The 26,938-nt window shown below is 60.3% G+C and carries 23 protein-coding genes; 5 read left to right on the plus strand and 18 right to left on the minus strand.

The window, feature by feature from the left end:
* On the minus strand, positions 1–804 hold the full coding sequence (locus ACW4PC_RS16830; RefSeq protein WP_455874510.1) for an alpha/beta fold hydrolase: 804 nt from the start codon (positions 802–804) through the stop codon (positions 1–3).
* 381 nt (positions 805–1,185) lie between these two features.
* Here ACW4PC_RS16830 and ACW4PC_RS16835 point away from each other — a divergent pair, with 381 nt between their 5' ends.
* Positions 1,186–2,199 carry a PQQ-dependent sugar dehydrogenase gene (locus ACW4PC_RS16835; RefSeq protein ID WP_455874511.1) on the plus strand — a complete coding sequence of 338 codons (1,014 nt, stop codon included), beginning with the start codon at positions 1,186–1,188 and terminating at the stop codon, positions 2,197–2,199.
* 237 nt (positions 2,200–2,436) lie between these two features.
* Here ACW4PC_RS16835 and ACW4PC_RS16840 read toward each other — a convergent pair whose 3' ends face one another.
* From ACW4PC_RS16840 to ACW4PC_RS16850, 3 genes are all read right to left on the minus strand, one after another.
* Positions 2,437–3,372 carry a HEPN domain-containing protein gene (locus ACW4PC_RS16840; RefSeq protein WP_455874512.1) on the minus strand — a complete coding sequence of 312 codons (936 nt, stop codon included), beginning with the start codon at positions 3,370–3,372 and terminating at the stop codon, positions 2,437–2,439.
* Positions 3,373–3,631: 259 nt separating this feature from the next.
* Positions 3,632–5,257 carry a glucose-6-phosphate isomerase gene (gene pgi, locus ACW4PC_RS16845; protein WP_455874513.1) on the minus strand — a complete coding sequence of 542 codons (1,626 nt, stop codon included), beginning with the start codon at positions 5,255–5,257 and terminating at the stop codon, positions 3,632–3,634.
* A gap of 148 nt (positions 5,258–5,405) precedes the next feature.
* The gene (locus tag ACW4PC_RS16850) at positions 5,406–7,106 is read right to left on the minus strand and encodes a long-chain-fatty-acid--CoA ligase (protein WP_455874514.1); all 1,701 of its coding nucleotides are present in this window, start codon (positions 7,104–7,106) and stop codon (positions 5,406–5,408) included.
* Between the two features lie 230 nt (positions 7,107–7,336).
* Here ACW4PC_RS16850 and ACW4PC_RS16855 point away from each other — a divergent pair, with 230 nt between their 5' ends.
* Entirely contained in the window at positions 7,337–7,729 is a 393-nt protein-coding gene (locus tag ACW4PC_RS16855; RefSeq protein WP_455874515.1) for a PRC-barrel domain-containing protein, read from the plus strand.
* 61 nt (positions 7,730–7,790) lie between these two features.
* Here ACW4PC_RS16855 and ACW4PC_RS16860 read toward each other — a convergent pair whose 3' ends face one another.
* The 6 genes from ACW4PC_RS16860 to osmF form a co-directional block, all read right to left on the minus strand.
* Positions 7,791–10,226, minus strand: a complete 2,436-nt coding sequence (locus ACW4PC_RS16860) for a glycoside hydrolase family 2 protein (RefSeq protein WP_455874516.1) — start codon at positions 10,224–10,226, stop codon at positions 7,791–7,793.
* 10 nt (positions 10,227–10,236) lie between these two features.
* Positions 10,237–10,632: a VOC family protein gene (locus ACW4PC_RS16865; protein ID WP_194728826.1), complete on the minus strand. Its 396-nt coding sequence runs from the start codon at positions 10,630–10,632 to the stop codon at positions 10,237–10,239.
* 47 nt (positions 10,633–10,679) lie between these two features.
* Complete coding sequence (locus ACW4PC_RS16870; protein WP_455874517.1) at positions 10,680–11,429, minus strand: ABC transporter permease; 750 nt, start codon at positions 11,427–11,429, stop codon at positions 10,680–10,682.
* Complete coding sequence (locus tag ACW4PC_RS16875; protein WP_455874518.1) at positions 11,426–12,370, minus strand: ABC transporter ATP-binding protein; 945 nt, start codon at positions 12,368–12,370, stop codon at positions 11,426–11,428. Before ACW4PC_RS16875 ends, ACW4PC_RS16870 begins: the two co-directional genes overlap by 4 nt.
* Complete coding sequence (locus ACW4PC_RS16880) at positions 12,367–13,533, minus strand: ABC transporter permease (protein WP_455874519.1); 1,167 nt, start codon at positions 13,531–13,533, stop codon at positions 12,367–12,369. The genes ACW4PC_RS16875 and ACW4PC_RS16880 overlap by 4 nt, the downstream gene beginning before the upstream one ends.
* A 61-nt stretch (positions 13,534–13,594) precedes the next feature.
* Positions 13,595–14,503, minus strand: coding sequence for a glycine betaine ABC transporter substrate-binding protein OsmF (gene osmF / locus ACW4PC_RS16885; RefSeq protein ID WP_455874520.1), 909 nt, complete (start codon positions 14,501–14,503; stop codon positions 13,595–13,597).
* 414 nt (positions 14,504–14,917) lie between these two features.
* On the opposite strand from osmF, the gene ACW4PC_RS16890 reads away from it, so the two are divergent.
* Together ACW4PC_RS16890 and ACW4PC_RS16895 are read left to right on the plus strand one after the other, a co-directional pair.
* Positions 14,918–16,129 (plus strand): LysR family transcriptional regulator, encoded by a 1,212-nt coding sequence (locus ACW4PC_RS16890; protein ID WP_455874521.1) that lies wholly within the window; start codon positions 14,918–14,920, stop codon positions 16,127–16,129.
* Between the two features lie 33 nt (positions 16,130–16,162).
* The gene (locus ACW4PC_RS16895; RefSeq protein WP_455874522.1) at positions 16,163–16,882 is read left to right on the plus strand and encodes a copper homeostasis protein CutC; all 720 of its coding nucleotides are present in this window, start codon (positions 16,163–16,165) and stop codon (positions 16,880–16,882) included.
* Here the strand turns inward: ACW4PC_RS16895 and ACW4PC_RS16900 are convergent.
* From ACW4PC_RS16900 to ACW4PC_RS16930, 7 genes are all read right to left on the minus strand, one after another.
* Complete coding sequence (locus tag ACW4PC_RS16900) at positions 16,879–17,898, minus strand: zinc-binding alcohol dehydrogenase family protein (protein WP_455874523.1); 1,020 nt, start codon at positions 17,896–17,898, stop codon at positions 16,879–16,881. The two genes, ACW4PC_RS16895 and ACW4PC_RS16900, sit on opposite strands and share 4 nt — an antisense overlap.
* A 67-nt stretch (positions 17,899–17,965) precedes the next feature.
* The gene (locus ACW4PC_RS16905) at positions 17,966–18,940 is read right to left on the minus strand and encodes an ABC transporter permease (RefSeq protein ID WP_039843804.1); all 975 of its coding nucleotides are present in this window, start codon (positions 18,938–18,940) and stop codon (positions 17,966–17,968) included.
* A 28-nt stretch (positions 18,941–18,968) separates the two neighbouring features.
* Positions 18,969–20,519: a sugar ABC transporter ATP-binding protein gene (locus ACW4PC_RS16910; protein WP_455874524.1), complete on the minus strand. Its 1,551-nt coding sequence runs from the start codon at positions 20,517–20,519 to the stop codon at positions 18,969–18,971.
* Positions 20,520–20,640: 121 nt separating this feature from the next.
* Positions 20,641–21,627 carry a substrate-binding domain-containing protein gene (locus tag ACW4PC_RS16915; RefSeq protein WP_455874525.1) on the minus strand — a complete coding sequence of 329 codons (987 nt, stop codon included), beginning with the start codon at positions 21,625–21,627 and terminating at the stop codon, positions 20,641–20,643.
* Between the two features lie 208 nt (positions 21,628–21,835).
* Positions 21,836–22,282 (minus strand): RbsD/FucU family protein, encoded by a 447-nt coding sequence (locus ACW4PC_RS16920; RefSeq protein ID WP_455874526.1) that lies wholly within the window; start codon positions 22,280–22,282, stop codon positions 21,836–21,838.
* 10 nt (positions 22,283–22,292) lie between these two features.
* Positions 22,293–23,312 carry an aldo/keto reductase gene (locus ACW4PC_RS16925; RefSeq protein ID WP_455874527.1) on the minus strand — a complete coding sequence of 340 codons (1,020 nt, stop codon included), beginning with the start codon at positions 23,310–23,312 and terminating at the stop codon, positions 22,293–22,295.
* A gap of 29 nt (positions 23,313–23,341) precedes the next feature.
* Positions 23,342–24,844: a UxaA family hydrolase gene (locus tag ACW4PC_RS16930; RefSeq protein ID WP_455874528.1), complete on the minus strand. Its 1,503-nt coding sequence runs from the start codon at positions 24,842–24,844 to the stop codon at positions 23,342–23,344.
* Positions 24,845–25,076: 232 nt separating this feature from the next.
* Between ACW4PC_RS16930 and ACW4PC_RS16935 the strand changes: the two genes are divergently transcribed.
* Positions 25,077–25,982 (plus strand): GntR family transcriptional regulator, encoded by a 906-nt coding sequence (locus tag ACW4PC_RS16935; protein ID WP_455874529.1) that lies wholly within the window; start codon positions 25,077–25,079, stop codon positions 25,980–25,982.
* A gap of 23 nt (positions 25,983–26,005) precedes the next feature.
* Here ACW4PC_RS16935 and ACW4PC_RS16940 read toward each other — a convergent pair whose 3' ends face one another.
* Positions 26,006–26,764: an SDR family NAD(P)-dependent oxidoreductase gene (locus ACW4PC_RS16940; RefSeq protein ID WP_455874530.1), complete on the minus strand. Its 759-nt coding sequence runs from the start codon at positions 26,762–26,764 to the stop codon at positions 26,006–26,008.
* Positions 26,765–26,938: the final 174 nt, after the last annotated feature.

Genomic DNA, 26,938 nt, shown 5'->3' on the forward strand with positions numbered 1-26,938 from the left:
CTACGCAAGCCGATCAAGAAAGTCGAGTATCTCGCGATTGAAGTGCTCGGGCCGCTGCAGGGGCGCGAAGTGGCTGACGTCGGGCAGCAGGATGAGCTCCGCATCAGGGATGTTGCGCGCGAGATAATCGGCATGCTCGGGCTTGATGAATTCGTCGCGCTCACCCAGCACGACCGCGACTGGCACCTTAATCCGCGCGAGGTCGCTCGCTGTGTAGTTGGGCTCGGTCGCCATCATCCTGCTGACGTCCTGAACAAAGGCATCGAACTGATCGGGTGTTGCCGATAGTGCCTGATAGTCCTTCCTGTGCCGGCCGAAGCAGCGATCGATGACCGGTGTCGCGACAAACTCTTTCGTGCCGCTCGGATCCATATTGCACGCGAAGAAGAAGACGCCACAGACGCGGTCCGGATGCTGATCGGCAAGGATGAGTGCCGTGCAGGCGCCATCACTCCAGCCGACGAGTGCTGCTTTGGCGAGCTCTAAATGATCCATGATTGCCAGAACGTCCGTTGCCATCAACTCGTACTCATACGGCTGGCTATCGCGCGTGCTGCGGCCATGCCCACGGCTGTCGATGACCACAACCTGCCGGCCGGACTCGATCAATGCCGGCACTTGGTAGCCCCAATTGCCGCTGTTACCAAGCCCGCCATGCAGCAGGATCACCGCAGGACCGTTCCCGTAAGTCGCGTACCAGATTCTGGCACCGTCATGCTCGATGACACCTGCCGATGCCGCTGTCGGCAGCGGTGGCGCGCCCTCTGCCTCAAAAATCTTGAGCTCGTCGTCCATCACACTCATCCGGCTCTCCCTTCCTGATACAGACGATCAGATGTGGCGCGTTTCGACAGCTTCAAATGAAAATCACAGATCCCATCCGAGAACTTGAGGCACGATCCGATAGCGTCGGGATCGTCGAACGTCAGACCCACATGGTCTCAGGGAGAATTTAGGAGGTGAAATAAGACACCATCAGATCGTCTAAGGCTTCGAAAGACGCACAATTCCTAAACGGGATGCCAGGCTCAGGGAGACCCGTCGTGCACCGGCAGCCGCGACAAGGGCGAGCCGCCCATCAACCCACAGGAGATCACTTCGCCGTGAGGCTTGGACTCCGTCTTGAAACGAAATTAAGCCGCTCCAATTGCTTCCCGCAATTCAGCTTGTATTCGGAGGGCGCCGATGAACGTCTTTTCCCCTAAAGCCGGATTTCTCCCCGCTAGAATTGGATTTCTCGCGCTCGCCTCCGTCGCGACTGTCGCCTCCGGCGTGGTCGTCGGCCCGGCGCGGGCCGAGCTGCTCGCACGTGTTCCCGGCGCGCGCGAAATGGCGGTCTGCGGCGACATATTGTTCGTTGGAACCAAAGGTTCCTCGGTCTATGCCGTGCCATTCTCCGGCGGCCTCGCCAGGCGGGTCGCCTCCGGATTCTCCGCTCCGAACGGAGTCGCATGCTCCCGCGGTCGTTTGTTCGTCGCTTCAAGAAACAGCGTCACCGCGTTCAACATCGGGCGTGGGGGCGCCCTGAGCGGTAGGCGTGATATTCGTCGAGACTTGCCGAATTCGGGAGCCCACAGTTTTCGCTATATCGCCGTCGGTCCCGATTCCCGGCTCTATGTCTCGTTGGGATCGCCTTGCAACATTTGCTTGCCGCGCGGGCTGCAAGGCACGATCGTCAGCATGGACCAGGACGGATCCGACCTCCGGCGAGTGGCCTGGGGTGTGCGCAATTCGGTCGGCTTCGACTGGCGCGGCGGCACGATGTTCTTTACCGACAACGGCGCCGACCGAATGGGCGACGATATCCCACCAGACGAGCTGAACGCGCTGCAGCCCGGCGGCTTTTACGGCTTTCCCTTTTTCGGAGGCCAGATCCGGCTCAAAGGGTTCGAGGACGCGCCGCCGCCCGCGCGGCAGATTTCGCCCGTCTTCAACTTTCAGGCGCATGTCGCAACCTTGGGAATCCATTTCTTCCGCAGCCTCGGCGGCGACGCCCTGGTTGCCGAGCACGGCAGTTGGGACAGGTCTGTTCCAGTCGGCCGTCAGGTAGTGCGGGTGCGCTTCCAAGGGGGCCGCCCCGTCTCGGCGACGACTTTCGCCAGAGGCGTCGGACGGCCCGTGGACGTCAAGGAAGCGCCGGACGGTTCCGTCCTAATATCCGACGACGCCGGAGGCGCGATTTACGTCCTCAGGCGGTGACGTCCGAGGGTTCCTTGGAGGGATCGCTTCAGGTTAACGGCGTGGTTGGTCGGATGAGCGCTTCGAGGTAGGTAGTCGGGTTCAGGATTGGCGAGCTTGCCGCGAACTGCGAGACGCTGCGAAGGCCTCCCGACACCGGTTGCTTATGCGATGTTCTCGTTCTGTGTTTCGAAAGTCGCACCATGCCTAGTTTGGAACTGTGCTTTTCGCACCACTCAACATACTGAGAATCTGACTTCATGCGCCAAGACGTTCCTTGCAGATCGTCTCCACAAGCGCCTGCAGGTCCTTTACGCGCGCGACAAGCCATTGCAGCTCTTCGTTGCTGATCGTGTAATTCGACGAGTAGCGCGCCTCGACATAAGCCCGCGACAACAGCTCGAATGAGCGGCGGGCAGAGCGAGTGTCGCGTGGCCAGGCGGAAACCAGCCGCGCATCAGCGCTTTCGGCTTGCGAGCGCAACACCTTGATGCGGTGAGACTTTGGGCTATAGAGTGTCAATGTCAGCAAAACGCAATGGTAAAAGCGCTCTGTTGCCTGATGCAGATCGAAGGCGGCATGGTTTGACATCTGATCGGCAACAGCATTTTCAGCCTGCCTGACACAGTAAGACGCATCGAGAAACCGTTTGTCGAAATACCGCTGTGCCTCGGCCTTTGCCTCCCCTGGTGTCAGCGCCTTCGGCTGGGCGAGGGGATGGCCGGGCTCCTCGTAGAGCGCGATGCCGTCCTTGGCGATGTCGGTAAAGAATGGCCGGCCGCGTGCCAACTGGTCGTTGACGTCTGAAAGGCAGTGCACGATCGGGATCACCGGCGTTTCGATCCGGTGGCTGATCTGCTCTTGCAGCAACCGTTCCTCCAGCGCCTCCCACAGCTCGTGCTCCTCGGCAAAGCTCTTGGTATTGACGACGATCAGAAGGTCATAGTCGGAACGGTAGCCGCTTGAGCGATCCTCGACCCAGTCGCCGCGGGCATAGGAGCCGTAAAGAACCACCTTGAGCACCTTGCCGGCGGCCTTCTTGCCGGACAGCTTGGTGGACCGGAACTGCTCGACCTCGAAAAACAGGATTTGCAGAATACGGGCGAGCTCCCGGCGCTTCTTGTCGGGCAGATGGTCGAGATGGTCTGTCAGGGTCACTGCCGCGTCGAAGCCTTCGGTGGGAATCGTATCCATCGTAGCGGCTCATCGGTTGTTGCGCATCTAAACTCTTTACGCGCATGTTTTATGGATTACAACCATATTTCGCTGGTGCACCTCTCCCCGCAAAGCGAAAAAGGTTTTCCTTGTCTCCAGTGCAAATCTCGCGGTCGCGGGGCTTCTCTTACGGCTCGGATTAACGCCGGCCCGCTCGGCGAGATACCTCCCCACATCCGCTGGGAGGAGGATCCGACAGCCATTGTCGAGGGGCGCAACCCGAAGGATCCGAGGGATCTTACGTGGCAAGCTTCGCCAATGCCGCAACAAGCCCCTGAGTCGAGCTATCGTGTCCTGCCGCGCTCTCCGTGCCTTCAATGACCGGCAGCAGGCCGGTCGCCAGTTCCTTGCCGAGCTCGACCCCCCACTGGTCGAAGGAGTTGATGCGGAAGAGCACGCCTTCGACGAATACGCGATGTTCGTAGAGGGCAATCAGGCGGCCGAGCGCATAGGGCGTCAGTTTATCATAGACGAAGGTGATCGATGGCCGGTTGCCGGTGAAGACCCGGTGCGGCGCGATGAAATCGGCCTTCTTGTCGTCCATCCCCTTGGCCGTGAGCTGCGCTTTGGCTTCCTCGAAAGTGCGGCCCTTCATGAGCGCTTCGGACTGTGCCAGGCAATTGGCCATCAGCAATTGATGCTGGTGGCGCAGTTCCGGCTCGAAGGCGTTGGCGGCGATCATGAATTCACCGGGAATAATGCTCGTTCCCTGGTGGATGAGCTGGAAGAATGCGTGCTGGCCGTTGGTCCCGGGCTCGCCCCAGACCACCGGGCCGGAATTGCTCTCGACCGGCGTGCCGTCGATCGTCACACCCTTGCCGTTGGATTCCATGTCGAGCTGCTGCAGGTAGGCCGGGAAGCGCGAAAGGCGCTGATCGTAGGGCAGGATCGCACGGGTGGGATAACCCAGCACATTGCGATGGTAAAAGCCGATGAGGCCGAGCAGCATCGGCAGATTTTCGGTAACCGGAGCCTTACGGAAATGGTTGTCCATTGCATGCGCGCCGTCGAGGAACTTGCCGAAGTTTTCCGGTCCGATCGCGATCATCAGCGGCAGGCCGATGGCCGACCAGATGGAATAGCGGCCACCGACCCAATCCCAGAAGCCGAAGACGCGTTCGCTCGCGATGCCGAAGGCGGCGACCTTGTCGAGCGCCGTCGAGACGGCCGCGAAATGGTGCTGCACCGCAGCCTCACCCAGCGCCTTGGCAATGAAGTTGCGCGCCGTCTGCGCATTGGTCATCGTCTCGATCGTCGTGAAGGTCTTCGAGGCAATGATGAAGAGCGTCGTTTCCGGCTGAACCTGCTTCAGGATGTCGGCGATATGGGCGCCGTCGATGTTGGAGACGAAATGCGCGCGCGGGCCATCATGGAAGGGCGCGAGCGCCAGGGTCGCCATGACCGGGCCGAGGTCCGAGCCGCCGATCCCGATATTGATAACGTCGGTGATCTGCTTGCCCGTCGCGCCCTTCAGCGCGCCGGAGCGGATGCCGTCGGCGAACTTGCCCATGGCGGCGAGAACGCCGTTGACATCCGGCATCACATCCTTGCCGTCGACCAGCACCGCGGTGTTGGAGCGGTTGCGAAGCGCAGTGTGTAGAACGGCGCGGTCTTCTGTGAAGTTGATCGCCTTGCCGGAAAACATTTCCTCGCGCTTCTTCTCCACACCGCCTTCTCCTGCGAGCTTGACAAGAAGCGCCAGGATTTCATCGTTCACGGCGGTCTTTGAATAGTCCATCAAAAGGTCGTCGAGCGAGGCGGTGAAGCGCGAGAAGCGCTGCGGATCGGCCGCGAAGGCGTCGCGGATATCGGTTGCCTTCGTGGCGGCCGCAGTGCTCTTCAGCTGTTCGACGATGACATTCATGGGAGGCTCCTTGAAGGCGGAAAGGGTTGCGGAAACTATTCGCTTTGTAGGGCGTAAATCAAGTTCAGCCACCGCCGGAATGCAAAAAAGCCACCCGCGCACATGAACTGACAGGCGGATGGCTTCAAATTTCATGCGGGTGTCAAAATCAGCCGCGCAGGTCCTTGCGCAGAATCTTGCCGACCGGCGATTTCGGCAATTCGGTGCGGAATTCGATATGGCGTGGACGCTTGTAGTTGGTGAGGTTGGCGGCACAATGGGCTCTCACATCGGCCTCGGTCAGCGCCAGGTCCTTCCGCACCACGAAGAGTTTCACCGCTTCGCCGGAATGGCCATCCGGCACGCCGATTGCGGCGGCCTCGATGATGCCCGGGTGCATGGCGGCGACTTCCTCGATCTCGTTCGGATAGACGTTGAAACCGGAAACCAGGATCATGTCCTTCTTGCGGTCAACGATCTTGGTGTAGCCGCGCTCGTCCATGAAGCCCATGTCGCCGCTGCGGAAAAAGCCGTCGGCCGTCATCGCCTTCGCGGTCTCCTCCGGCTTCTGCCAGTAGCCGGCCATCACCTGCGGGCCGCGAATGCAGATCTCGCCGATCTCGCCGAGCGGCAGGGAATTGCCGTTTTCATCGCGGATGTCGATCTCGGTAGAGGGCAGGGGCAAGCCGATCGAGCCGGTGAATTCCGGCGAATCGAAGCGGTTGGCGGTTGCGACCGGCGAGGTCTCGGAAAGGCCGTAGCCCTCGGTGATGTGCGAGCCCGTCATCTTCAGCCAGCGCTCGGCGACCGGCCGCTGCACCGCCATGCCGCCGCCGAGCGACATGATGAGCGAGGAGAAATCGAGCTTGGCGAAATCGGCATTGTTCATCAGCGCGTTGAATAGCGTGTTGAGGCCGGGGAAGATATGGACGTTCGACTTGCCGAATTCTTTGACAAAGCCCGGAATGTCGCGCGGATTGGCGATCAGGATGTTGTGCGCGCCGAGCGACATGCCCATCAGCGAATTCACCGTCAGCGCGAAGATGTGATAAAGCGGCAGTGCGCACATGAAGTTGAGCACCTCCGGCTGCTTCTTGAGCTCGAAAGCGGATTTCAGCCAAAGCTGCAGCTGCCGTTTGTTGGCAAGCAGGTTCTGGTGTGTCAGCACCGCACCCTTGGCCACACCCGTGGTGCCGCCGGTATATTGAAGGAAGGCGATATCGCTGCCCTTGATGGCCGGCGGTTGCAGCGGTTTGCGTGCACCTTCGCCCAAGATCTGCTTGAATGTCTTGTGCTGCGGGATCGACCACGAGGGGACCAGCTTCTTCACCTTGCGGACGACGAAATTGACGATCAGTCCCTTTGGACCCAGCATTTCGCCGAGCGAAGTCACCGCCACATGGCGCACATCGGTCTTTGCCAGCACCTGTTCGACCGTGCGGGCGAAGTTCTCCAGTACGAAGATCGCCTTGGCGCCTGAATCGCGCAGCTGGTGTTCCAGTTCGCGCGGCGTATAGAGTGGATTGACATTCACGACGACCAGGCCGGCGCGCAGGATGCCGTAGACCGCGATAGGGTTCTGCAGCACATTCGGCATCATCACGGCGACCCGGTCGCCTTTCTGAAGACCGATGCTTTGCAGCCAGGCTGCGACCTTGCGTGTCTGCTCTCCGAGCTCCCGATAGGTGAGCGTCTTGCCCATGCTCGAAAAGGCAACGCGGGTTGCATAGGTCCCGCAGGATTTCTCCAGCAGATCCGCCAGCGAACCATGTTCCGGCGGTGGCAGTTCGGCCGGAACGATCGCGGGATAGGCGGCAAGCCAAGGCTTTTCGCGCTTCGCGCCACCTGGATGGACGGAAATGCTGCTCATCGTGTCTCTCTCCCCTATCCGGCAACGGATGCCGGTCTGCGGCTGCCGGTCGGATGATCCTCCATCCTCCGAAAAGCAGCTTATGCCAATGCTTGAACGGTTCAAGCTGGATTAGAGTTACACTAACTTTGACGTAAACGTCAACGTGCTTCCGCGTTCCGGTAATCCGGGAACTTTTGAGTCCGAAGACGCGTTTTATTTCCATGACTGACAGGTGAGGAGAAGCAGAAATGCTCAATGAAGAGGCTGATGTCAGCCGCACCGATCCCAATGTGAAGGATACTCCGTCGCTGATTGCAAGTGACCGCGTTGAAGGTACTCGTGTCTATGGCGCCGATGGCAAGCACATCGGCTCGATCGAGCGCCTGATCATCGGAAAGCAAGACGGCCGCGTGGCCTATGCCGTGATGAGCTTTGGCGGTTTCCTGGGTATCGGCAATGACCACTACCCGCTGCCTTGGGAAAAGCTGAACTACGACACGCAGCTTGACGGCTATCGTATAGACCTCACGAAGGAGGAGATCGAAAACGCGCCGAGCTACGCGGACGATGACGACAACTGGTACAACGATAATAGCCGCCGAATCTATGACTACTACGGCGTGCCACCCTACTGGATGTAGCGTCGTTCGCGCGAACGAGCCGGAAAGGGCCCCGCGGCTGGCGGGGCCTTTTTGATGATCTTCAGAGGAGGTCGTTGGCCGAGCGAAGAACCACGCCCGGGACGATATCGTCAGAAGAGACTACCCTCTTCGTCTTCAGTGTGAAAACGTGGCTCTCGCCCGGCAGCAGGGTGACAAGCATGGAATCCACCACCGCAGTCGGATCGAGCCGGTCGGCCATCAGGCAAATATCCTTCAGAAAGCTTCTGGCCGTGACCTTCACCTCGCAGCCGTCGACAACTGCGACGTCGAACTGCGGCCTCGGTAGCTTCAAGTCGACATCCTCGACGAAATAGTGGAAGGCGCGTTTGTCGAGCATCTCCACGACGACCACCTCGTCATCAGCCGCATCTGGAGTGGCGATGTCGTCCGGCAGGATAAATTCCTTGGCTTCGAACCTGTCGCAGAGCAGTCGCCAGAATTCAAATTCGGCAACCACCGTCCCGTTGAGTTTCATGCGTCTGCCGCTGATTTTCGACCGCCAGAAAAGCGTCCGCTCGTTGACTGCTATAGCGGCGAGCTTGTCTCCCCGCGGCTGGATCGTCAGCAGGCGCGGATCGAAAGCCTGTTGCAGGGCGTACCAAAGCGGCTTGCGCCGCCCCGCGGAATTGAGTGCGGACCAGGAGGTTACCGGCCAGCAATCGTTGAACTGCCAGACGACTGCACCTTTGCAGATGCCGCGATGCGAGCGCATATGCTCGACGGCGAAGCGGATCGCGCGCGCCTGGTTCAACTGTGTGGCGAAATGCCAGTCGGCCATCGTCTTCGGTATGGGCAGATGGCCGGCAAGGCCGCGGATCAGCCGCTCGTTGCCCTGTGTCGCCTTTTGATGATGGAAGACACCATGTGATTGCGGCGTCAGCGGATTGTCGTGCACGCTTTCTTCGAGCGTCGCCCAACTCGGCGGCGCCTGCCAGCCGAATTCGGAGCAAAAGCGCGGGATGTAGTTGCGATAAGCCTCGTAGCCGACGTCGTTCCACACATCCCAGATATGCTTGCACCCGTGTTCGTCCGCATTGGGCGCGATATCCATCGTGCCGGAATAGGGACTACCGGGATAATAGGGCCGGTCGGGGTCGAGTTCGGCGCACAGCTTCGGGAGCAGATCGAGATAATAGCCAAGCCCCCAGGGCACGCCCTCCTTGATGATCGGCCGCCAGCCCCACTCGTCGAAGCCCCAGATATTCTCGTTGTTGCCATTCCACACGATGAGCGAAGCATGTGACATCAGCCGGACGACATTATCACGTACCTCGGCTTCCACTTCGCTACGAAGCGGCTCTTCCTCCGGATAGGCAGCACAGGCAAAGAGGAAGTCTTGCCAGACCAGCATCCCGGCGCGGTCGCACGCCTCGTAGAATCCATCGCGCTCGAAAATGCCGCCGCCCCAGACGCGCAGCATATTGATGTTTGCTGCCTTCGCCTCGGCGATGCGCGAGACATAGCCGTCCGAAGTCACACGCGAGGGGAAGCAATCGTCGGGAATCCAGTTCGCGCCGCAGATGAAAAGCGGCACCTCGTTGACGATGAAAGTGAAGGCTGAGCCATGTGCGTCCGGCGCAGTATCTAGCCGGACAGAGCGAAAGCCGATCTCCTTGGAATAGCTATCGAGTAAGTCATCGTTTACGCTATCGCGCAACTCGATCTTCAGCGGATAGAGTGGCTGGGCGCCGAGATGATGCGGCCACCAAAGCTGCGGCGATGGAACGCGGATGTCGAAGCTGACCTCTCCGGCATCTTGCGCAATCTCGACCGTATGAAATACGCCCGCAATCTCGGTGACAATCCTGCAGGCACCCGATGCGCCATGCTGCGTCAGCTTGGCATGGACCTTCACCAGGCCATCTCCACCTGCAAGCGTCGCCGATACCCGCGTCTCGAAGAGCCGTGCCCGATCCCAGCTTTCCAGCCGCACCGGCTTCCATATTCCCGCAGTCACCAAGGTCGGTCCCCAGTCCCAGCCGAAATTGCAGGCCATCTTGCGCATCAGGTTGCCAGGCCCGGGATAATTGTTGGGCCGGTAGCCGTAACGCTTCTCCATCTCCGCACCGTAGGCATAGGCGGAATGGAAGGTGACGGTGAGGTCGTTGACGCCGGCCTTCAGCAATGCTGAAACATCGAAGCGGTAGGTGCGATGCTGGTTGAAGGTTCGCGCCACCTCCTCGCCGTTCAATCGGATCGTCGCGATCGTATCCAACCCGTCGAAAACCAGCTCATGAACTTTGCGTTCATCAGGGGCGGCTTCGAAGCTGCAGCGATAGGTCCATTCCGTTCTGCCGATCCAGTCGTTGCTGATCTCGTTGACGTCGAGATAGGGGTCGGGGATCAGCCGGTTTGCCAGCAGGTCGAGATGCACGCAGCCGGGAACGGCTGCGGGAATGGATTCGGGCAGTCCGGGATGCCCTGTATCGTTGCAGGAGAGCGTCCAGCCGCTGTGAAGTTCGGCTTTTTCGATCATGGGAGTGCTCTTACTGGAAACGACCGTGACGCTGCAGAACTTCGATCTTGTAGCCGTCGGGATCGGTGATGAAGAAGAAGAGGCCGAAGAGCTTGCCGTCGCGGTTGAGCTCGACAAGCTTGCCGGGATTGAGGCCGGCTTTCGTCAATCGCTCGTGTTCGACGGCGACCTCATCGACCGAGACGGCGAGGTGACCATAGCCGTTGCCGAGGTCGTAGGATGCGGTACGGCCCTTGTTGATCGTCAGCTCCAGCTCGAATCCGGTCTCGGCATTGCTCATATAGATCAGCGTGAAGGTCTCGAAATCGACCCGATCGGCGACTGTCAGCCCCAAGACCTTGCTGTAGAAATCGACGGAGCGCGCCTCGTCGAGTACGCGGATCATGGAGTGGATCATCTTTGCCAAGGCGGCCTCCCATTGCCGGTATTGCGGCAGCCTTGGTAGCTTTCCCGCTATGCGGGGCGCAAGCCTATTCTTTGCGTGATCGCACTTTCGATGAGGCCCATTGCATCGTAGATCAGCACCGCCATCAAGCCGACGATGAGACCGCCTTGCAGGATGAAGGCTGTATTGTCGGAGATCAGGCCAGCGATGATGACCTCGCCAAGGCCTTTTGCCGCAACCGTCGAGCCGATCGTCGCCGTGCCGATATTGATGACGGTCGCGACCTTTAGTCCCTCAAGGATGAGCGGAAGTGCAAGCGGCAGCTCAACGCGCAAAAGCCGCTGTGTCGCATCCATCCCCATGCCGTCAGCGGCATCAAGAACGGACGGCGAAACCTGACGCAATCCGGAGACGGTATTCTCGAAGATCGGCAGCAGGCCATAGAGAAAGAGAGCGATCAGCGTCGGAGCGGCGCCGAAGCCTGTGGCCGGAACGGCAAGCGCCAGCACGGCGACCGGCGGGAAGGTCTGCCCGGCATTGGCGATCGCGCGTGAGAGCGGCAGGAAATCCTCGCCGCTTTTCCGCGTCACGAAGACGCCGGCCAGAACCGCCAGAATGGCACTGCCGACGATCGAGACGACCACCAGCTCCAGGTGGCCGAAGGCAAGCGATGGCAGGCTGTTTTGCGTGTAGACCGGCGGCGCGTTGTTGCTGGTCAGTGGCACCAGTATGAAGGAAAGCCATTCGGTCCTGAAAAGCAGGATCAGCAGTAGCCCCAGCGCTGCGAAACGAAAGAGGTTGGCGACGACAAGCTTCATGCCTTGCGGCCCAGTTCGAGAAGCCGCGTCATGGAGATCGAGCCGACCGGAGCCCTGTCGGCATCGTGTACAGCTGCTTCCTCGACCCCTTGCCAGATCATTTCCGCGAGAGCGTCCCGAAGGCTGATCGATTGCGGCAGTGCGTAAGGCAGCCCTGTCTTGGCGGGCGCCATGCTTGCCTTGAGCGGCAGCAGCGACATCAGTTTCAGGGCCCTGTCGGAGGTACCGGTCAACTGTTGTACGAAGGGGTCGGCCGGTTCGGTCAGTATCTTTTCCGGCGTCGAGCATTGCAGCAGCCTGCCCTCGCTCATGACGGCGATCTGGTTGCCGAGGTGGAAGGCCTCGTCCATGTCGTGGGTCACGAGAATGACGGTCGTGCCGAACTGCTTCTGGATCGCCAGAAGATCGTCCTGCGCCTTTCCGCGGATAACTGGATCGAGTGCACCAAAGGGCTCGTCCATCAGCAGTAGCTCTGGTTCGGCGGCGAGCGCGCGGGCTACACCGACGCGTTGCTGCTGACCGCCGGAAAGCTGATGGGGGTATTTTTCGGCAAAACTTGCCGGATCGAGATTGAAGAGACCGAGGAGCTCGTCGACGCGCCCGGCGGTTCGCGCTGCGTCCCAGCCCAGCAGTTCCGGTACGGTTGCGATATTCTGCGCCACGGTCCGGTGCGGAAAGAGCCCATGACCCTGGATTGCGTAGCCGATCTTGCGGCGGAGGTCTGTTGCCGGCACGTCCATGATATTCTGCCCGGCGACGAAGATCTGCCCTTCGGTGATCGGGACCAGCCGATTGATCATCCGCATCAGCGTCGATTTGCCCGAACCGGACGTGCCGACGATGACGGTGATCGAACCCTTCTCGACACTCATCGAGACACCATCGACGACGGTTGCAGCGCCATAGCGTTTGGTGACGTTCCTGATCTCGATCATGGTCATGCGGCCGATCCCCGTATGCTGTCTATGACCGCATCGAGGATGACGGCCGATGAAAAGGCGAAGAAGACGGTCGGCACGGCACCGAGCATGACGAGATCCATGGCGGTCTGCCCGAGGCCCTGGAAAATGAAGATGCCGAACCCGCCGCCGCCGATGAGCGCTGCGATCGTCACGAGGCCGATCGCCTGTACGAGCACGATGCGGATGCCGGTGAGAATGACCGGAAAGGCAAGCGGCATATCGATGCCGGTCAGGATTTGCCGGCGCGTCAGTCCCATGCCGGCGGCTGCATCCCGTACTGAAGGATCAACGCCTTCAAGACCGACGACCGTATTGGCTACGATCGGCAGCAAGGAATAGAGCACGAGCGCGATCAGCGCCGGCGCCGTGCCAATCCCGCGGATGCCGAGGTCCGCTGCGAGCGGCACATGCGTTGCGATATAGCCGAGCGGCAGCATAAGGATGCCGAAGAGCGCAAGGCTCGGGATGGTCTGGATCAGGCTGAGGCCCTGCAGCACGGCGGCGCGCAGCTTCGGTACCCAGAAACAGAAGATGCCGAGCGGCAAGCCGACGACGATCGCGATCGCAACCGAACCAAGGGCAAGCAGTGAATGGGCGACCGCCTCGGACCAGAATTGAGCAGACCGCGTTGCGAATTCCTTCATGATCGACAGGCTGTCGAGCAAGCCGGAAGAAAGGCAACCGGCCAAGAGCGCAGTGTAGCCGATCAGCGCGGCGACCCGCATCCACGGCGTCAGACGGACCTTGACGAGCGCATCCGAAATGATGAGACCGACGACGGCAAACAGCACCCAGAAACCGCCTCCCGGGGTCATGCGCGCCGCATTGCTGTTGGGCGGAGTAAAGGCCGAGGCGACAAGACCGATCGCCGCGACAAGTGCTGCCAGCCCAAGCGTCGCTATCGCAAGCCGCAACGGGGCGCTCTTTGCAAAGAGTGCAGCAAATGCGGTGGCGACCAGCAGAATGGCGAGAATGATGATGGAAGGGTGGTCGAGAAGCTGCGTAAGCAGCATCGGCTTGCCGGAGGCAATGCGGTTTGCCTTCACATAGATGAAGGGCAAAAGGGCCGTGGCAATGATGCCGGCAGCCACGAGAACCGCGCCGAGCCGATCCAATTTGCGGACCGCTAAGGTTTCTTCCATCGATCCATCCTGTCTGGAAAGCAGCCGCTCCGCCCTGCGATGAGGGCGGAGCGTAAGAAGATTACTTCAGGAAGCCCTTTTCCTTCAGATAGGTCTCGGCAACAGACTTTGCCGGCTCGCCCTCGACCTGGATCTTGGCGTTCAGCTTTCGCAGTTCGTCGGCCGTCAGGCTCTTGAAGATCGGAGCGAGGATTTCCTCGATCTTCGGGTTCGCCTTCAGCACGTCCTCGCGGATGATCGGGGTCGGCGCATAGACCTGCTGCACACTCTTATCGTCTTCAAGGACGGTGAGTTCGGCCGCTTCGATTGCGCCGTCGGTGCCATAGACCATGGCGGTGTTGACGCCGTTCGTCTGGTCGGCGGCGGCCTTGATCGTCGCTGCCGTGTCGCCGCCGGAAAGGACGACCATCTGGTCGGGCTTGAACTGGAAGCCGTAGGTGGTCTGGAAGGCGGGAAGCGCACCGGCCGAGTTCACGAACTCGGCGGAAGCTGCAAGCTTCGCATCGCCGCCACCGGCCACCCATTTGCCGAAATCGGACATGGTCTTGAGGTTGTTCGGACCGGCGACATCGTTGCGAATGCCGAGCGCCCAGGTGTTGTTGGCAGGCGAGGGGGCCAGCCAGACGATCTTGTTGGCATCGTAGTCGAGCTTCTTGGCCATCTCGTAGCCCTGCTCGAGATTCTTCCAGGCTGCATCATCGGCCTTGTTGAAGAAGAAGCCGGCATTACCGGTATATTCCGGATAGATATCGATTTCGCCGGCCGTGATCGCCTTGCGCACGACCGGCGTCGCTCCCAGTGCGATGCGGTCCTGCGTCTTGATGCCGTTGGCTTCCAGCGCCAGCGCAATGACGTTGCCGAGCAGCGTGCCTTCCGTATCGATCTTCGACGAGACGACGACGTCGGCAGCATGGGCCGCACCCGCCGCAAAAGCGGAAAGTGAAACGGCAAGCGCGAGTTTCTTGAGCATGGAGTGTCCCCTTGGTTACACCGTTTGACCGTCGCGAGGGCCCGGCGGGAACCTTCGCGCATGAAATCCGCCGGCCAAAGCGCATAAGCGATCATGCCGGACATACGAGCATCATGGAAATAGTGTGCGCTCTCGAAAAATCGATGCAACCCCTCTCCAGTATCTGCAGTCGCGGCGCGATTATGGCCGTGAAAGCATCACCGCGCGCGAAACTGCATTTCCTTTTGCAAGCCCGCGGCGGTTTGTTTTTGTCCCCTTGCGTGTTTCCGCAATCCTCCGGTGCTCTTATCGGCTGTGCTGCCGCGCCCGGATTAGTTCTCGAAAGGACGATAGCCCGGCAATTCCGGAACAGGGATATCTTTTTTCGTGAACACATCATATCGTCCGGTTTTTCAGTCACTTCCGGAGAATGCCTTGCATCTCGGTGCCCTTTTTGTCGCCAGCCACGTTCTCTCCTCGGGTTCGGTTCGCGAAACCGCGCGGCGCTTCTCGCTCGCGGCCTCCACGGTATCGGCGGCGGTCAGCAATCTTGAGAATGAGCTTGCGATCAAGTTGACCAAGCGCAGTTCCGGTGAACTCGTCAAACTGATCGCGAGCGGCAAGGTGCGTGACGCGCTGCGGCCCATCATGCACGCGGTCGAGCAGCTTTATGAACTCCCCGGCGAACGCGCCGAAGCCTTCGAAAGCTGGGCATCGCGCATTCCGATCAAGCTCGTGACGATCGAGCGCTTTCTGGAGGTCGCGGACCAGGGCAGCATCAATCGTGCCGCCCGGCGTCTTCAGCTTGGCCAGCCGCAACTTTCATTGCAGATCGCCAATCTTGAGAAGTTCGTCGGTCATCAGCTTCTCGAACGTCAGGCGCAGGGCTCGACGCTGACCGAGAAGGGAAGGCGGGTCTACGGCATCTTTTCGGTGGTGAGCCAGGCCTGGAACGATCTCAAATCAACGGCCGACGAACGCTATCGGCGTGCGGCGCGTTCGCTGCGTATCGGATCGATCATTCCAACGGGTGCGGAAAGCTGGGTTGCGCGCTGCCTGGGCGCTTTGGTGGCCGATTGGAATGCGGGGCACAGCAAGAACGCGATTTCGCTGATCTCCATGACCGCCGATGATCTGCGGGAAGCCCTGAGATCTGGCCGCATCGACGTGGCGATCCTGGATTCGGTGTTCGAGCTGGAAAGCTTCGGACATCGCGAACTCCTCCGCACCGATCTGGTGGCAATCGCGCCGCCGGCAAGTACGGGGCTGACTGTCGCCGATCTGGTGGCCGAGCATCCCATCTGCACGCCGAGCGAGCGAACCGGCCTGGGCGATGCCGCAACCGCACTGAGCCGCGAGCGGACCGTAAGCCGCCGCTTTCGCAACCAGGATATCATGGCGGCGGATTCACTGCCGGTGATCGTCGATCTCGTCGCGAACCACGGCTATATCTCTTTCCTCGGACGCGTCAGCGCGTTGCCGATCGCCGATCGCGTCCGTATTGTCGAACTCGCCGAACACATCCCGATTTCCTACCATGTCGCCTTCAATCATCGGAAAGCATCGGCGGACGCCTGCGCCATGATTGCTGCCGTCGTGCACAAGATCATCTCGGAGCCTGTCGCGAAAACCGTTGCTGTCGCCTGAAGAGGCTGTCGGCGAATGAAGGAGATTAGAAAGATGCCGGCTTTGCTGGAAGTGTGCGTGGACAGCCCGAAGGGCCTTGCTGCCGCAATCGAAGGCGGCGCGGGCCGTATCGAACTTTGCTCGGCGCTCGAACTGGGCGGCCTGACGCCGGTCGCAGGTCTCATGAAAGCCGCAGCCTCAGCGCCGATCCCAGTCTACGCGATGATCCGTCCGCATTCCGGTCCTTTCATCTTCGATGCAGGGGACGAGGATGCAATGATGGCGGATATCGATGCCGTCCGCGCTTTCGGCCTCGCCGGCGTTGTCATCGGCGCCAACCGACCCGACGGAACGCTGGACATGGCGCTCATCCACCGCTTGAAAAAGCATGCTGCCGGTCTGGGCTCTACGTTGCATCGCGCCTTCGACCTCGTGCCGGATGCCGATGTTGCGCTAGAGCAGGCCGTCGAGCTTGGCTGCGAGCGCATCCTCAGCTCCGGCTGCGCGCCGAAAGCGATGGATGGTCTCGAAACGCTGAAGCGTATCTCCGCAAAAGCCGACGGCCGGATTTCGATCATGCCCGGCAGCGGCGTGCGCTGCGGCAATGTCGCGCAAATTCTGCGCATGACAGGCGCCCGGGAGGTCCATGGCTCGTGCAGTACGCCGGCGAACATCGATCCACGCGCCGTCTCTTTCGGTTTTGCGGCACCGGCCACCAATCAGACCGATGTCGCGGTCGTCCGGCAGATGCGCCAGGCGATCGACGCGGCTTAAGCGGCCACTTTGATGACGGCCTTGATGAGGCCGGTCTTTTCATGCGTCCAGAGGGGGAGGTCGCGCGGCGCGTCGGCAAGTGTCGTGCGGTGCGTGATCAGCTTGTCGACCGGCACGAGAGCTTTGGCGATCGAATCCGCGACATGCTCGAAGTCGGCGCGCGTCGCATTGCGGCTGCCGATGACCGTCATTTCGCGCTTGTGGAATTCCGGGTCGGAAAAGCGGATGTCGTCCTTCACGACGCTAACCAGCACCAGTGCGCCGCCATGCGCCACGAAACTGAAAGCCTTCTCCATCGAAGGACCGTAGCCCGTCGCGTCGAACACGACATCGAAGCCGTCGCCGTCCGTCTTCGCCTTCACGGCTTCCGCCGTTTCGTCATTGGCGACAATGCCGGAGACGAAGCCGAATCGCTCCGAAGCCATCTGCAACCGTTCGGTACTGGTGTCGAGCAGTGTCACGTCATGCCCGGCAATCCGTGAGAAGATTGCAGCCCCAAGCCCGATCGGACCTGCGCCGATGACCAGCGATCGCGAAGCGGCGGGCGCCATCGAACGCCGGACGGCGTGTGCGCCGATCGCCAGGAACTCGACGGTTGCTGCCGCCTCGAGGCTCAAGCCTTTCGCGGCATAGAGATTGCCGGCCGGAACGGTGATCTCTTCGCAGAACGCTCCATCGGTGTGGACGCCGAGCACCTTGATACGCGTGCAGCAGTTCGGTTTGTCTTGCCGGCAGGCAACGCAATTGCCGCAAGAAAGATATGGATTGACGATCACTGGCGTTCCGGCCGTCATCGTGACACCGTCACCCGCCTCGAGCACGGTTGCCGAGATTTCGTGGCCCATGACGCGCGGATATTCGAGGAAGGGGTGTTTGCCTTCGAAGATGTGATAATCCGTGCCGCAAATGCCGACATGGCTGACGGCAAGTCGGACCCAGCCGGGGGCAGGGGTTCCGGGGGAGGGGTGATCGACCATTTCGAGCACGCCGGGCTTCTGGCAAAGCACTGCTTTCATGATGTGTCTCGCATTCAGAACATGAAGAAGCCGGTCGCGGGACCGGCTTCACGATGTTTCTTCGATCTCACTGGCTCCGGCGGCGGCGCAACTGATCGAAATAGACGATCACGATGATCAGCAGACCGGTGATGATACGCTGCCAGAATGAGTTGACGTTCAAGAGGTTCGCGCCGTTGTTGATCGTGGCCAGGATGAAGGCGCCGATCAACGGACCATGGACCGAGCCGATCGCACCGAAAAGGCTGGTGCCGCCGATAACGGAAGAGGCGATCGCCTGCAGTTCCCAACCGTCGGCCTGGGTCGCGTTGCCGATCGCGATGCGCGAGGCAAGCAGCACGCCGACAAAGGCTGCGAAGGTCGCTGAGAGAATATAGGCGAGATAGATCATGCCGTCGACGCGCACACCGGAAAGGCGGGCAGCTTCGCGGTTGGAGCCGACCGCGAAGAGATAGCGTCCCCACCGGCTCAGATGCAGGAAGACGAAGGACGGAACCGCGACGAGTATGACCATCCAGAAGAGGCTCGGCACGCCGAGAAAGTTGGCGCGGGCGAAGTTCGTGAAGGGCTCGTTGACGATATTGATCGTCGATCCATTGGTGATGAGCAGCCCGATACCGCGCAACGAGGTCAGCGTGGCCAAGGTGATGATGAACGGTGGCAAACCCATCTTGACGATGCCGAAACCGTGAAAGGCTCCGATCCCGACCCCGATCAGCAGCGTGATGAGAATGGAGGCCCATACCGGAACCCCCGCCTGCAGAAGCCACGCGAGGATGACACCGGCAAAGCCGACGATGGCGCCGACGGATAGGTCGATGCCGGCCGTAATGATAACGAAGGTCTGGCCGAGCGCCAGGATTGCCGTCATCGCGCCCTGCCGCAGCAGGTTCGAAATATTGAGCGGCGTCCAGAAGCTGACGGTGACGATGCCGAGGAGGATCCAGAGGAAGAGAAGCAATCCGATCAGGGTCAGGCTGAACAGGATGTTCACTTTTCGGCGCGGCGGCGGGGCGACGATTTCCGTGGGGGTTACAGTCATTGGTTCTCTCTCCCTCTTATTCTTTCACTCAGACGCCGATCGCTTCGCCAAGCACTTCTTCATGCGTCGCCGCGTGGTAGTCGTGGCTTGCGACCAGCTGGCCGCGGCGGAAAACGTGCAGCCGGTCAGCAAGCTCGTAGACTTCCGGCAGGTAGGACGAGATCAGGATGATGCCTGCGCCTTCCTTCAGAAGCTTGGCAAACAGCCGGTAGATTTCCGCCTTTGTGCCGACATCGACACCAACCGTTGGCTCGTCGAAGATGAACAGGCGTGCGCCGTGGCTGAGCCATTTGCCGATGACGACCTTTTGCTGGTTGCCGCCGGACATGCTGGACGCGAGCACACGGCGGCTCGGGGTCTTGATTGAAAGATTGCGAATCTGCCGGTCGGAATTCTCCGATTCCTCGCTGTGGCTGATGACCGGGCCTTTGCTCAGCCTCTTGAAGACCGGCAAGTTGATGTTGAGACTGATAGACAGGTTGAGGCAGAGCCCCTGATCGCGGCGGCTCTCGGGCGCAAGCGCGATCCCGAGCTCCATCGCCGTGCGTTCGTTTCTGATATTGACCCGCTTGCCCATCCAGCGGATTTCGCCGGCCGTCGTCTTTTCGCGGCCGTAGAGGCCGAGTGCGAATTCGCTGCGTCCTGCCCCGATCAGGCCGTAAAGCCCGACGATCTGGCCAGCCTTCACGGTCAGCGATACGTCCTCGAAACCAGGCCCGGAAAGCCCGCGTACATCAAGGATCGTTTCGCCGATCGGAATTTCTTCCTTGTGATAGATTTGTTCGATCGAGCGGTTGATCATCAGTGCGATCAACTCCGCCTCGTTCGTCTCGCCGATCGCGCGCGTACCGACATGGGTGCCGTCGCGCAGCACCGAGACGCGGTCGGCAAGCTCGAAAACTTCTTCCATGCGGTGGCTGATGTAGACGATCGTCACGCCTTCGCCCTGCAGGCGACGGATGAGCTTGAAGAGTTGTGCAGATTCCTGTCGGGTAAGATAAGCCGTCGGCTCGTCGAAGATGAGGAACTGCGTACCGCGCATAGCTGCGCGTGCCGTTGCAACGAGCTGTTGCTGGCCGATGGTGAGCTCACTCAGCAGGACATTTGCGGGCAGGCCGAAGCCGAGATCGTCGAGGACGGCCTGTGCCATCTTCACCATCTGCTTCTTTCGCATGAGGCCGTACTGGTTGACTTCGTCGCCGAGAAAGAGATTGGCCGCAACCGTCAGGTGCGGGCAGAGCACCACCTCCTGGTGGACGGCGTTGATGCCGCGCGCGATCGCCTCGTTCGGCGTCGCAAGTGCAACGGGATGGCCGCACCAGAAAACTTCCCCGGCGGTTCGGCTGATCACACCTGTCAACAGCTTGATGAGGGTTGATTTGCCCGCACCGTTTTCGCCGACTATCGCGTGAATTTCGCCGGCCAGAAAGGTCATCGTCGCAGGCTTTAGCGCTTGGACATAGCCATAATTCTTCTGCAATGCCCTGAGCTCGAGGATCGGTGAGCCCGCAGGAATGCGGTTTGCCTCTTTCAGTGTCGCGCTGTCGTCGTGGCGATGACTGACCTCTTCCAGGCTCATGGACGTCTCCTCCTCACGAATTGCTGTCTCCTCCACCAGCGATCCGCGCCCCTCGGGCAAACGATAACACAGGTGAAGAAAAGGCTGCGCGGAATTTCTCGCGCGCAGCCTTGGCTCGTGTTTACTGGATCTTCGGATTGATCAGCGCATCGATCTTCGGGTCGTTCATATTCGCCTTGGTGACGAGGTTCGCGCCGGTGTCGACGTTTTCTTCGACCTTCTCGCCCTTCGAAACCGCAAGCGCGGTCTTTATGCCGTCATAGCCCATGCGATAGGGGTCCTGAACGACGAGACCCGCCAGCGAACCTTCCTTCAGGAAGCCGACGGTCTTTTCGTCGCTGTCGAAGGCGATGACCTTGATCTTGTCGCCGAGCTTGTTTTCAGCGATCGCTTGGCCAACACCCTGCCCCAGGATCAGGTTGGAGGCAAAGACCCCGACGAGGTTCGGGTTGGCGGTGATCAGGTCGGTCATCATGTTGAGGCCGGTCGTTGCCTGGCCGTCACCGTATTTGTCGGCAATGACCTTCAGGCCGGGATACTTGGTCTTCACCTGATCCAGGAAGCCTTCGCGGCGCTGCTCGAGCGAGCCGACGCCCGGAAGATTGGTGAGGATCACAACTTCACCCTCTTCCTTGCCCGTCATTTCCTTGATGGCTGTGGCCAGACCGTCAGCTGCGATACGGCCGCCCTGAACGTTGTCTGTCGTCAGGAACGACTTGAATGCCTTGGAATCGGCGCCAGAGTCGATACCGATGATCGGAACCGATTTGGCGGCTTCGTCGATCGGCTTGCCGAGCGCCTTGAACTCGGTTGGCGAAATGACGACGGCGGCGGGTTTGCCGGCGACGGCATTTTCAAGAATGCTGATCTGGCCATTGATGTCGGATTCGGCCTGCGCGCCGAGTTCCGGGACGTTGACGCCGAGATCCTTGCCGGCCTTGCGGGCGCCGGCGAGCACGATCTGCCAGTAGAAGGACGTCGTATCCTTGACGATGATCGGGATCGTCACGTCGGCTGCGAAGGATGGGACCGGCATTGCAGTTGCGATGACGGCGGCGCCCGCGAGAGCCGTGAAGGCTCGGCGAGACAGAATGGATTTCATGCGCATGTGGGTTCTCCTCTCAAGGTGCGTTCTCCTCCAAGAAACCAGACCGCTGAACGCAGGCGGACGATTTTTATCTATAAAAAACAGTTACCGAAGGAAGCTAGCCGAGACCTTTCCAAATTGCAAGTGGTTAGAGGCCGGCTGCAGCTGTTTCGACTATACTCTCAAGCTCCTGTTTTTAAATAAATTAAACTGCATTCTAAAATAAACATCAGCCGCGATAGACTTCATGCGGATGCACGACGCCTTTCTTCAAAATAAGATTTCCATACAGACGGAATTCGGTCGTCGCGACGATATAGGCCGCCTTCCTGGCATGCTCGTAGAATGCGAAGCGTTCAAGCTGTGCGATCCGGAAATCGCCAGCCCGCCTGCTCACAATTTCCTGGAATTCGGCGCAAACCTCCGGCATGGCGCCGGGATTGCCGACGACCTCCATGCGCCATGCCGTTTCCGGAACGAACGTGTCCAGCGGCATATGCGTCAGGATCGCTTCGGCCATCTCGGTCGCCGTTACGCCATCGGCACGAATGACATCCGGTCCCATGGTGCTCGAGGGAAAGTTGGCGTCCGCGATGACAATGTCGTCGCCGTGCCCCATGCACGCTATGGCGCGCAGAAGATCCGGGCTGAGAACGGGATGAATTCCTTTGAGCATCGACTGGTCCTTATACGCGCACCGCGTCTTCGCCGAGCGGCGGCGCGACGAGTGTCAGGTGGTCGAATTCAGGGAAGATCGTGTCGGGTAGCGCGGGCTCGAAGAGCTCCATGTTGCGCTTGAGGCTGGATGCCTTTGCCGTACCGATCAGCACGGAAGAAACGGCTGGCTCGCGGAGCGGGAATTGCAGCGCCGGGGCCGCGAGCACAACGCCGTGGCGTTTGGCAATGTCTTCCATCGCGCCCACCTTGGCAAGCACGTGCGGTGTCGCGGGCATGTAGTCGAAATGCGAGCCCGGCACCGGACCGGTCGCAAGGATGCCGGAATTGAAGACGCCGCCGACAACCAGAGACGTGCCTTTCTTGCGGCAGAGCGGCAGGAGCTCCGCCACGGCGGAGCGATCGAGCAAGGTATAGCGCCCGGCCATCAGGATGGCGTCGATGTCGGCGTTGCGCATGACATCGAGACAGACAGGAACCTCGTTGACGCCCAGGCCGAAAGCCTTGATCGCGCCCGATGACTTCAGCTCTTCCAGCGCCTTGATGCCGGAATTGAGAAAATTTTTCAGGTGGACGGCATTCTTTTCGGCACCGTGCGTGTAGCTGCCGATGTCGTGGACATAGAGAATATCGACGCGATTGAGCCCCAGCCGCGCATAGCTGAAATCGACCGAGCGCATGATGCCGTCATAGGAATAGTCGTAATCGGCATCGAAGGAGAGCGGATCGACATAGCTATAGTCCGGCACCGTACCAGTCGGCACGGGCCGCAAAAGCCGGCCAACCTTGGTCGAGAGCACGTATTCGCTCTCGGGCTTTGCCCTCAGGAAATCGCCCACGTGGCGCTCGGCAAGGCCGAGGCCATACCAGGGGGCTACGTCGAAATAGCGGATGCCGCTCGCCCAAGCAGCTTCCAGCGTTTCCATTGCCTGTTCGCGCGGGCAGGCACGGTAAAGGCCACCTAGAGCCGCGGCACCGAAACTGATTTCGGTGACCTCGAGTTCCGTCTTGCCGATTTTCCTCGTCTTCATCTTCCCTCCCCGTGAAGAGCCGATCTCCGTTAGAGCGTTGCTCCCAGATGCCACGGTACGAATTCGTTGTCGCCGTAGCCGAACTCCTCGCTTTTCGTCTTCTTGCCGGACGCCGTATCGATGATCAGGTCGAAAATTTCGCGCCCCTTGCCGCTGATCGTCGCATCGCCGGTGGCGATCGTGCCGCAATCGATATCCATGTCCTCTTCCATCGAAGCATAGAGCGTCGAATTGCTGGAGAGCTTGATCGAGGGCGCGGGACGACAGCCGAAACAGCTGCCGCGGCCGGTTGTGAAGGCGATCATGTTTGCGCCGCCTGCAACCTGCCCCGTGGCGGAAACCGGGTCGTATCCGGGCGTATCCATGAAAACGAGTCCCGGTGCAGTCACGCGTTCGGCATAGCTGTAGACCGCCGTCAGCGGAGACCGGCCACCCTTGGCGACGGCACCGAGCGATTTTTCAAGAATGGTCGTCAATCCGCCGCGCTTGTTGCCGGGCGAGGGGTTGTTGTCGAGCGAGGCACCATGCAGCCCGACATATTTTTCCCACCAGGCGATCTTGTCGTCGAGCTTCCTGGCCACGTCCTCGTTGATCGCGCGGCTGCGCAGCAGATGCTCAGCGCCGTAGATTTCCGAGGTTTCGGAAAGGATTGCGGTACCGCCGGCTGCGGCCAGAAGATCGGCTGCGACGCCGAGCGCCGGATTGGCGGTAATACCCGAAAAGCCATCCGACCCACCGCATTGCAGGCCGATGATGATCTCGCTGATGGGGATCGGCGTGCGCCGCTCCCTACCGACATCGGCGGCGATCTCCCGGAGCATCCCCATGGCGCGTTCGACGGCCCGCCGCGAGCCGCCGGCATCCTGAATGTTGAAGTGCCGCTTGGCATTGCCGGCACCGCTTTGGCCGTAGAGCGTCAGCTGGTTTACTTCGCAGCCAAGGCCGATCATCAGCACGCCGCCGAAATTGACATGGCGCGTGTAGCCCGCAAGCGTGCGGTGAAGGACCGACATGCCGTCACCGGTCGAGCTCATGCCGCAGCCCTGGTCATGCACGATCGGCACGAAGCCGTCGATGCCCTCGTAATACGGCAGGATGGTGCGATTGGCCTCGTCTGCAATCGCACGGCAGACGGTGGTGGAACAGTTCACGCTGGCGATGATGCCGATATAGTTGCGGGTCGCCGCCCGGCCATCCGCACGGCGGTAACCCATGAAGGTTCGCGCGCGGTCTTCCGCGGTCGCCGCTTCCGGCGCGGAATTCGCAGTTGCCGCCAGACGGTCGTTCTCGAAATGCAGGTTGTGGCTGTGGATATGATCGCCGGCCTTTACCTCGGCAGTCGTGCGGCCGATCGCCTGGCCATATTTCACCACCGGCGTGCCGAGCGGGATGTCGGCGATCGCAACCTTGTGGCCGGGTTCGATTTTCTGCCGGGTCTGGATACCTGCGACGGTCGCTCCGGCTTCGATCGCTGCCGTTGCGACGGCGACGTTATCTCCAGCAGAAAGGATGAGCCAAGGCAGTTTGTCCAATTGTCTTCTCCCTGAGGAATGCGCCCGCTGCATCGGCAAAATGCGCATTGATTTTGTTTTTTATCTACAATAAACATTTTCAAGTCAACGGGAATATTGTTCCTGTGGTCAAGGGAGGCAAACAGCCGCAGGTGGCCAGGAAATAGGATAAAGGTCGCAGTCGATTAGCTCCTGTGCGCTTTAAACTTTGCAGGTTGCAAAGTTTAAAGGCACGAGGAAAGAGCGGGGTAACATGGCAAGGCAGAATACGGTCTTCAAGGAAGCCTATAACAGGTATGCTGCTGTTCTGCGCCCGGATGCCGCCTTGCCTTCCGAACCCGAAATCGCCGCGCAGCTCGGCATCAGCCGCAGCACGGCCCGCGCGATTTTGACCCGCCTGAACGACGAAGGCATCATCCGGTGGAACAAGCGCCAGAAGATCGTGCTGCGCGTTCCCACCGAGGAAGACCTCTTTCCGTCCGAAGAGACGGATTCGCTGCACGACATCATCGAGCGCAGCTTCATGCAGCGCATTCTGTCGGACGATGCCGCGCCCGGTATGCAGATCAACGAGCTGGAACTGGCTCGTGAGATCGGCACCGGCACGACCAGCGTTCGCGAATTTCTCATCCGTTTCTCGCGTTTCGGCCTCATCGAAAAGCGGCCGAACAGCCACTGGATCCTGAAAGGCTTCACCCGCGAATTTGCACTGGAACTCGCGGATGTCCGCGAAATGTTCGAGCTTCATTCGGCCACCGAATTCGGCAAGCTGCCGCCCGAAAGCGAAGCCTGGGCGGCGCTGGCCGATATCAAGGCCGAGCATCATGCGATGCTCAACGATTTCGATGCGCGCTACAAGGAATTCTCAGCCCTTGACGAGCGCTTCCATCTCTTGATCCACGGCGCCGCGAAAAACCGGTTCATCGCGGACTTCTACGATGCGATCGCGATCATCTTCCACTATCACTACCAATGGAACAAGGCGTTCGCCCGCCAGCGCAACGGACGCGCCATTCACGAACATCTCGACTATATCGCGGCACTGGAATCGCGCGATCAGGCGGCAATCGACTTCTCGTGCCGCCTGCATCTGCGTTCTGCGCGCCAGACCCTTCTTCAGTCGCTGCCGCAGAATCCTGCCGAGCCGCCTCCAGCTTAGGCAGACGCAGTCGGCGCGTGGATCTAATGGGCGGTATAGGCCCCGTCCACGAGATGGTAGCTTCCAGTGATGAAGCTTGCCTGTTCGGACAGGAGGAAGCACACGAGGGCTGCGACTTCCTCCGGCCTGCCGCGCCTGCCCATCGGCTGAAGCGCTTCCATGCGCCGGCTTCCCGCTATCGCCAGATGCTCGGTCAAAAGCGGCGTTTCGATCCAGCCGGGGCCGACGGCATTGATGCGGATGCCCAGTCTCGCATATTCGATTGCGGCGACCTTGGTCAGGCCGACAACACCGTGCTTGGCGGCCGTGTAGGCTGCTGTAAATGGCAATCCAACCGAACCGAGGGCGGAAGACATGTTGACGATGGCCCCTCCGCCGCGTTGCAGCATGGCGGCAATTTCATGCTTCATGCAGTAGAAGACGCCGTTCAGGTTGACGTTCATCAGGTTGTGCCAATTGTCGAGCGGGTAGTCTGCCGTCGCCTTTCGGGGGCCGTCTATGCCTGCATTGTTAACCGCCAGATGCAGACCGCCGCATGTCTCGACAGCGTAGGCGATCAGCTTTTCCACAGCCCCGGCATCCGTGACATCGACCGCAAAGTCCCGCGCCCGCCCACCCTTTGAACGGATCTCCGCGGCAAGGTTGCCTGCGGCGTCAGCATCGAGATCGGCAATGACAACCTCTGCTCCCTCATCAGCGAGCTGCCGGCAAATGGCTGCACCTATACCGGACCCTCCGCCGGTTACGAGCGCGACTTTTCCCGTGAAGTCAGGCTTCGTCATCAAGTCCCTCCTCATTATCCCTGCCACTAGTCGAACAGAGGCATGCCATTGATGCAAGACCTTTCATAGCCGCAAGCAACGCGGCCGCTCGTTCTGCAAGCCCTTCACCCACCATGCTCGCGCCCGGCAGCGCCTCGGCCCTTGAAGGACGACAGCGCAGGTCCAAGGCGAACG

This window comes from Rhizobium yanglingense (assembly GCF_977109285.1).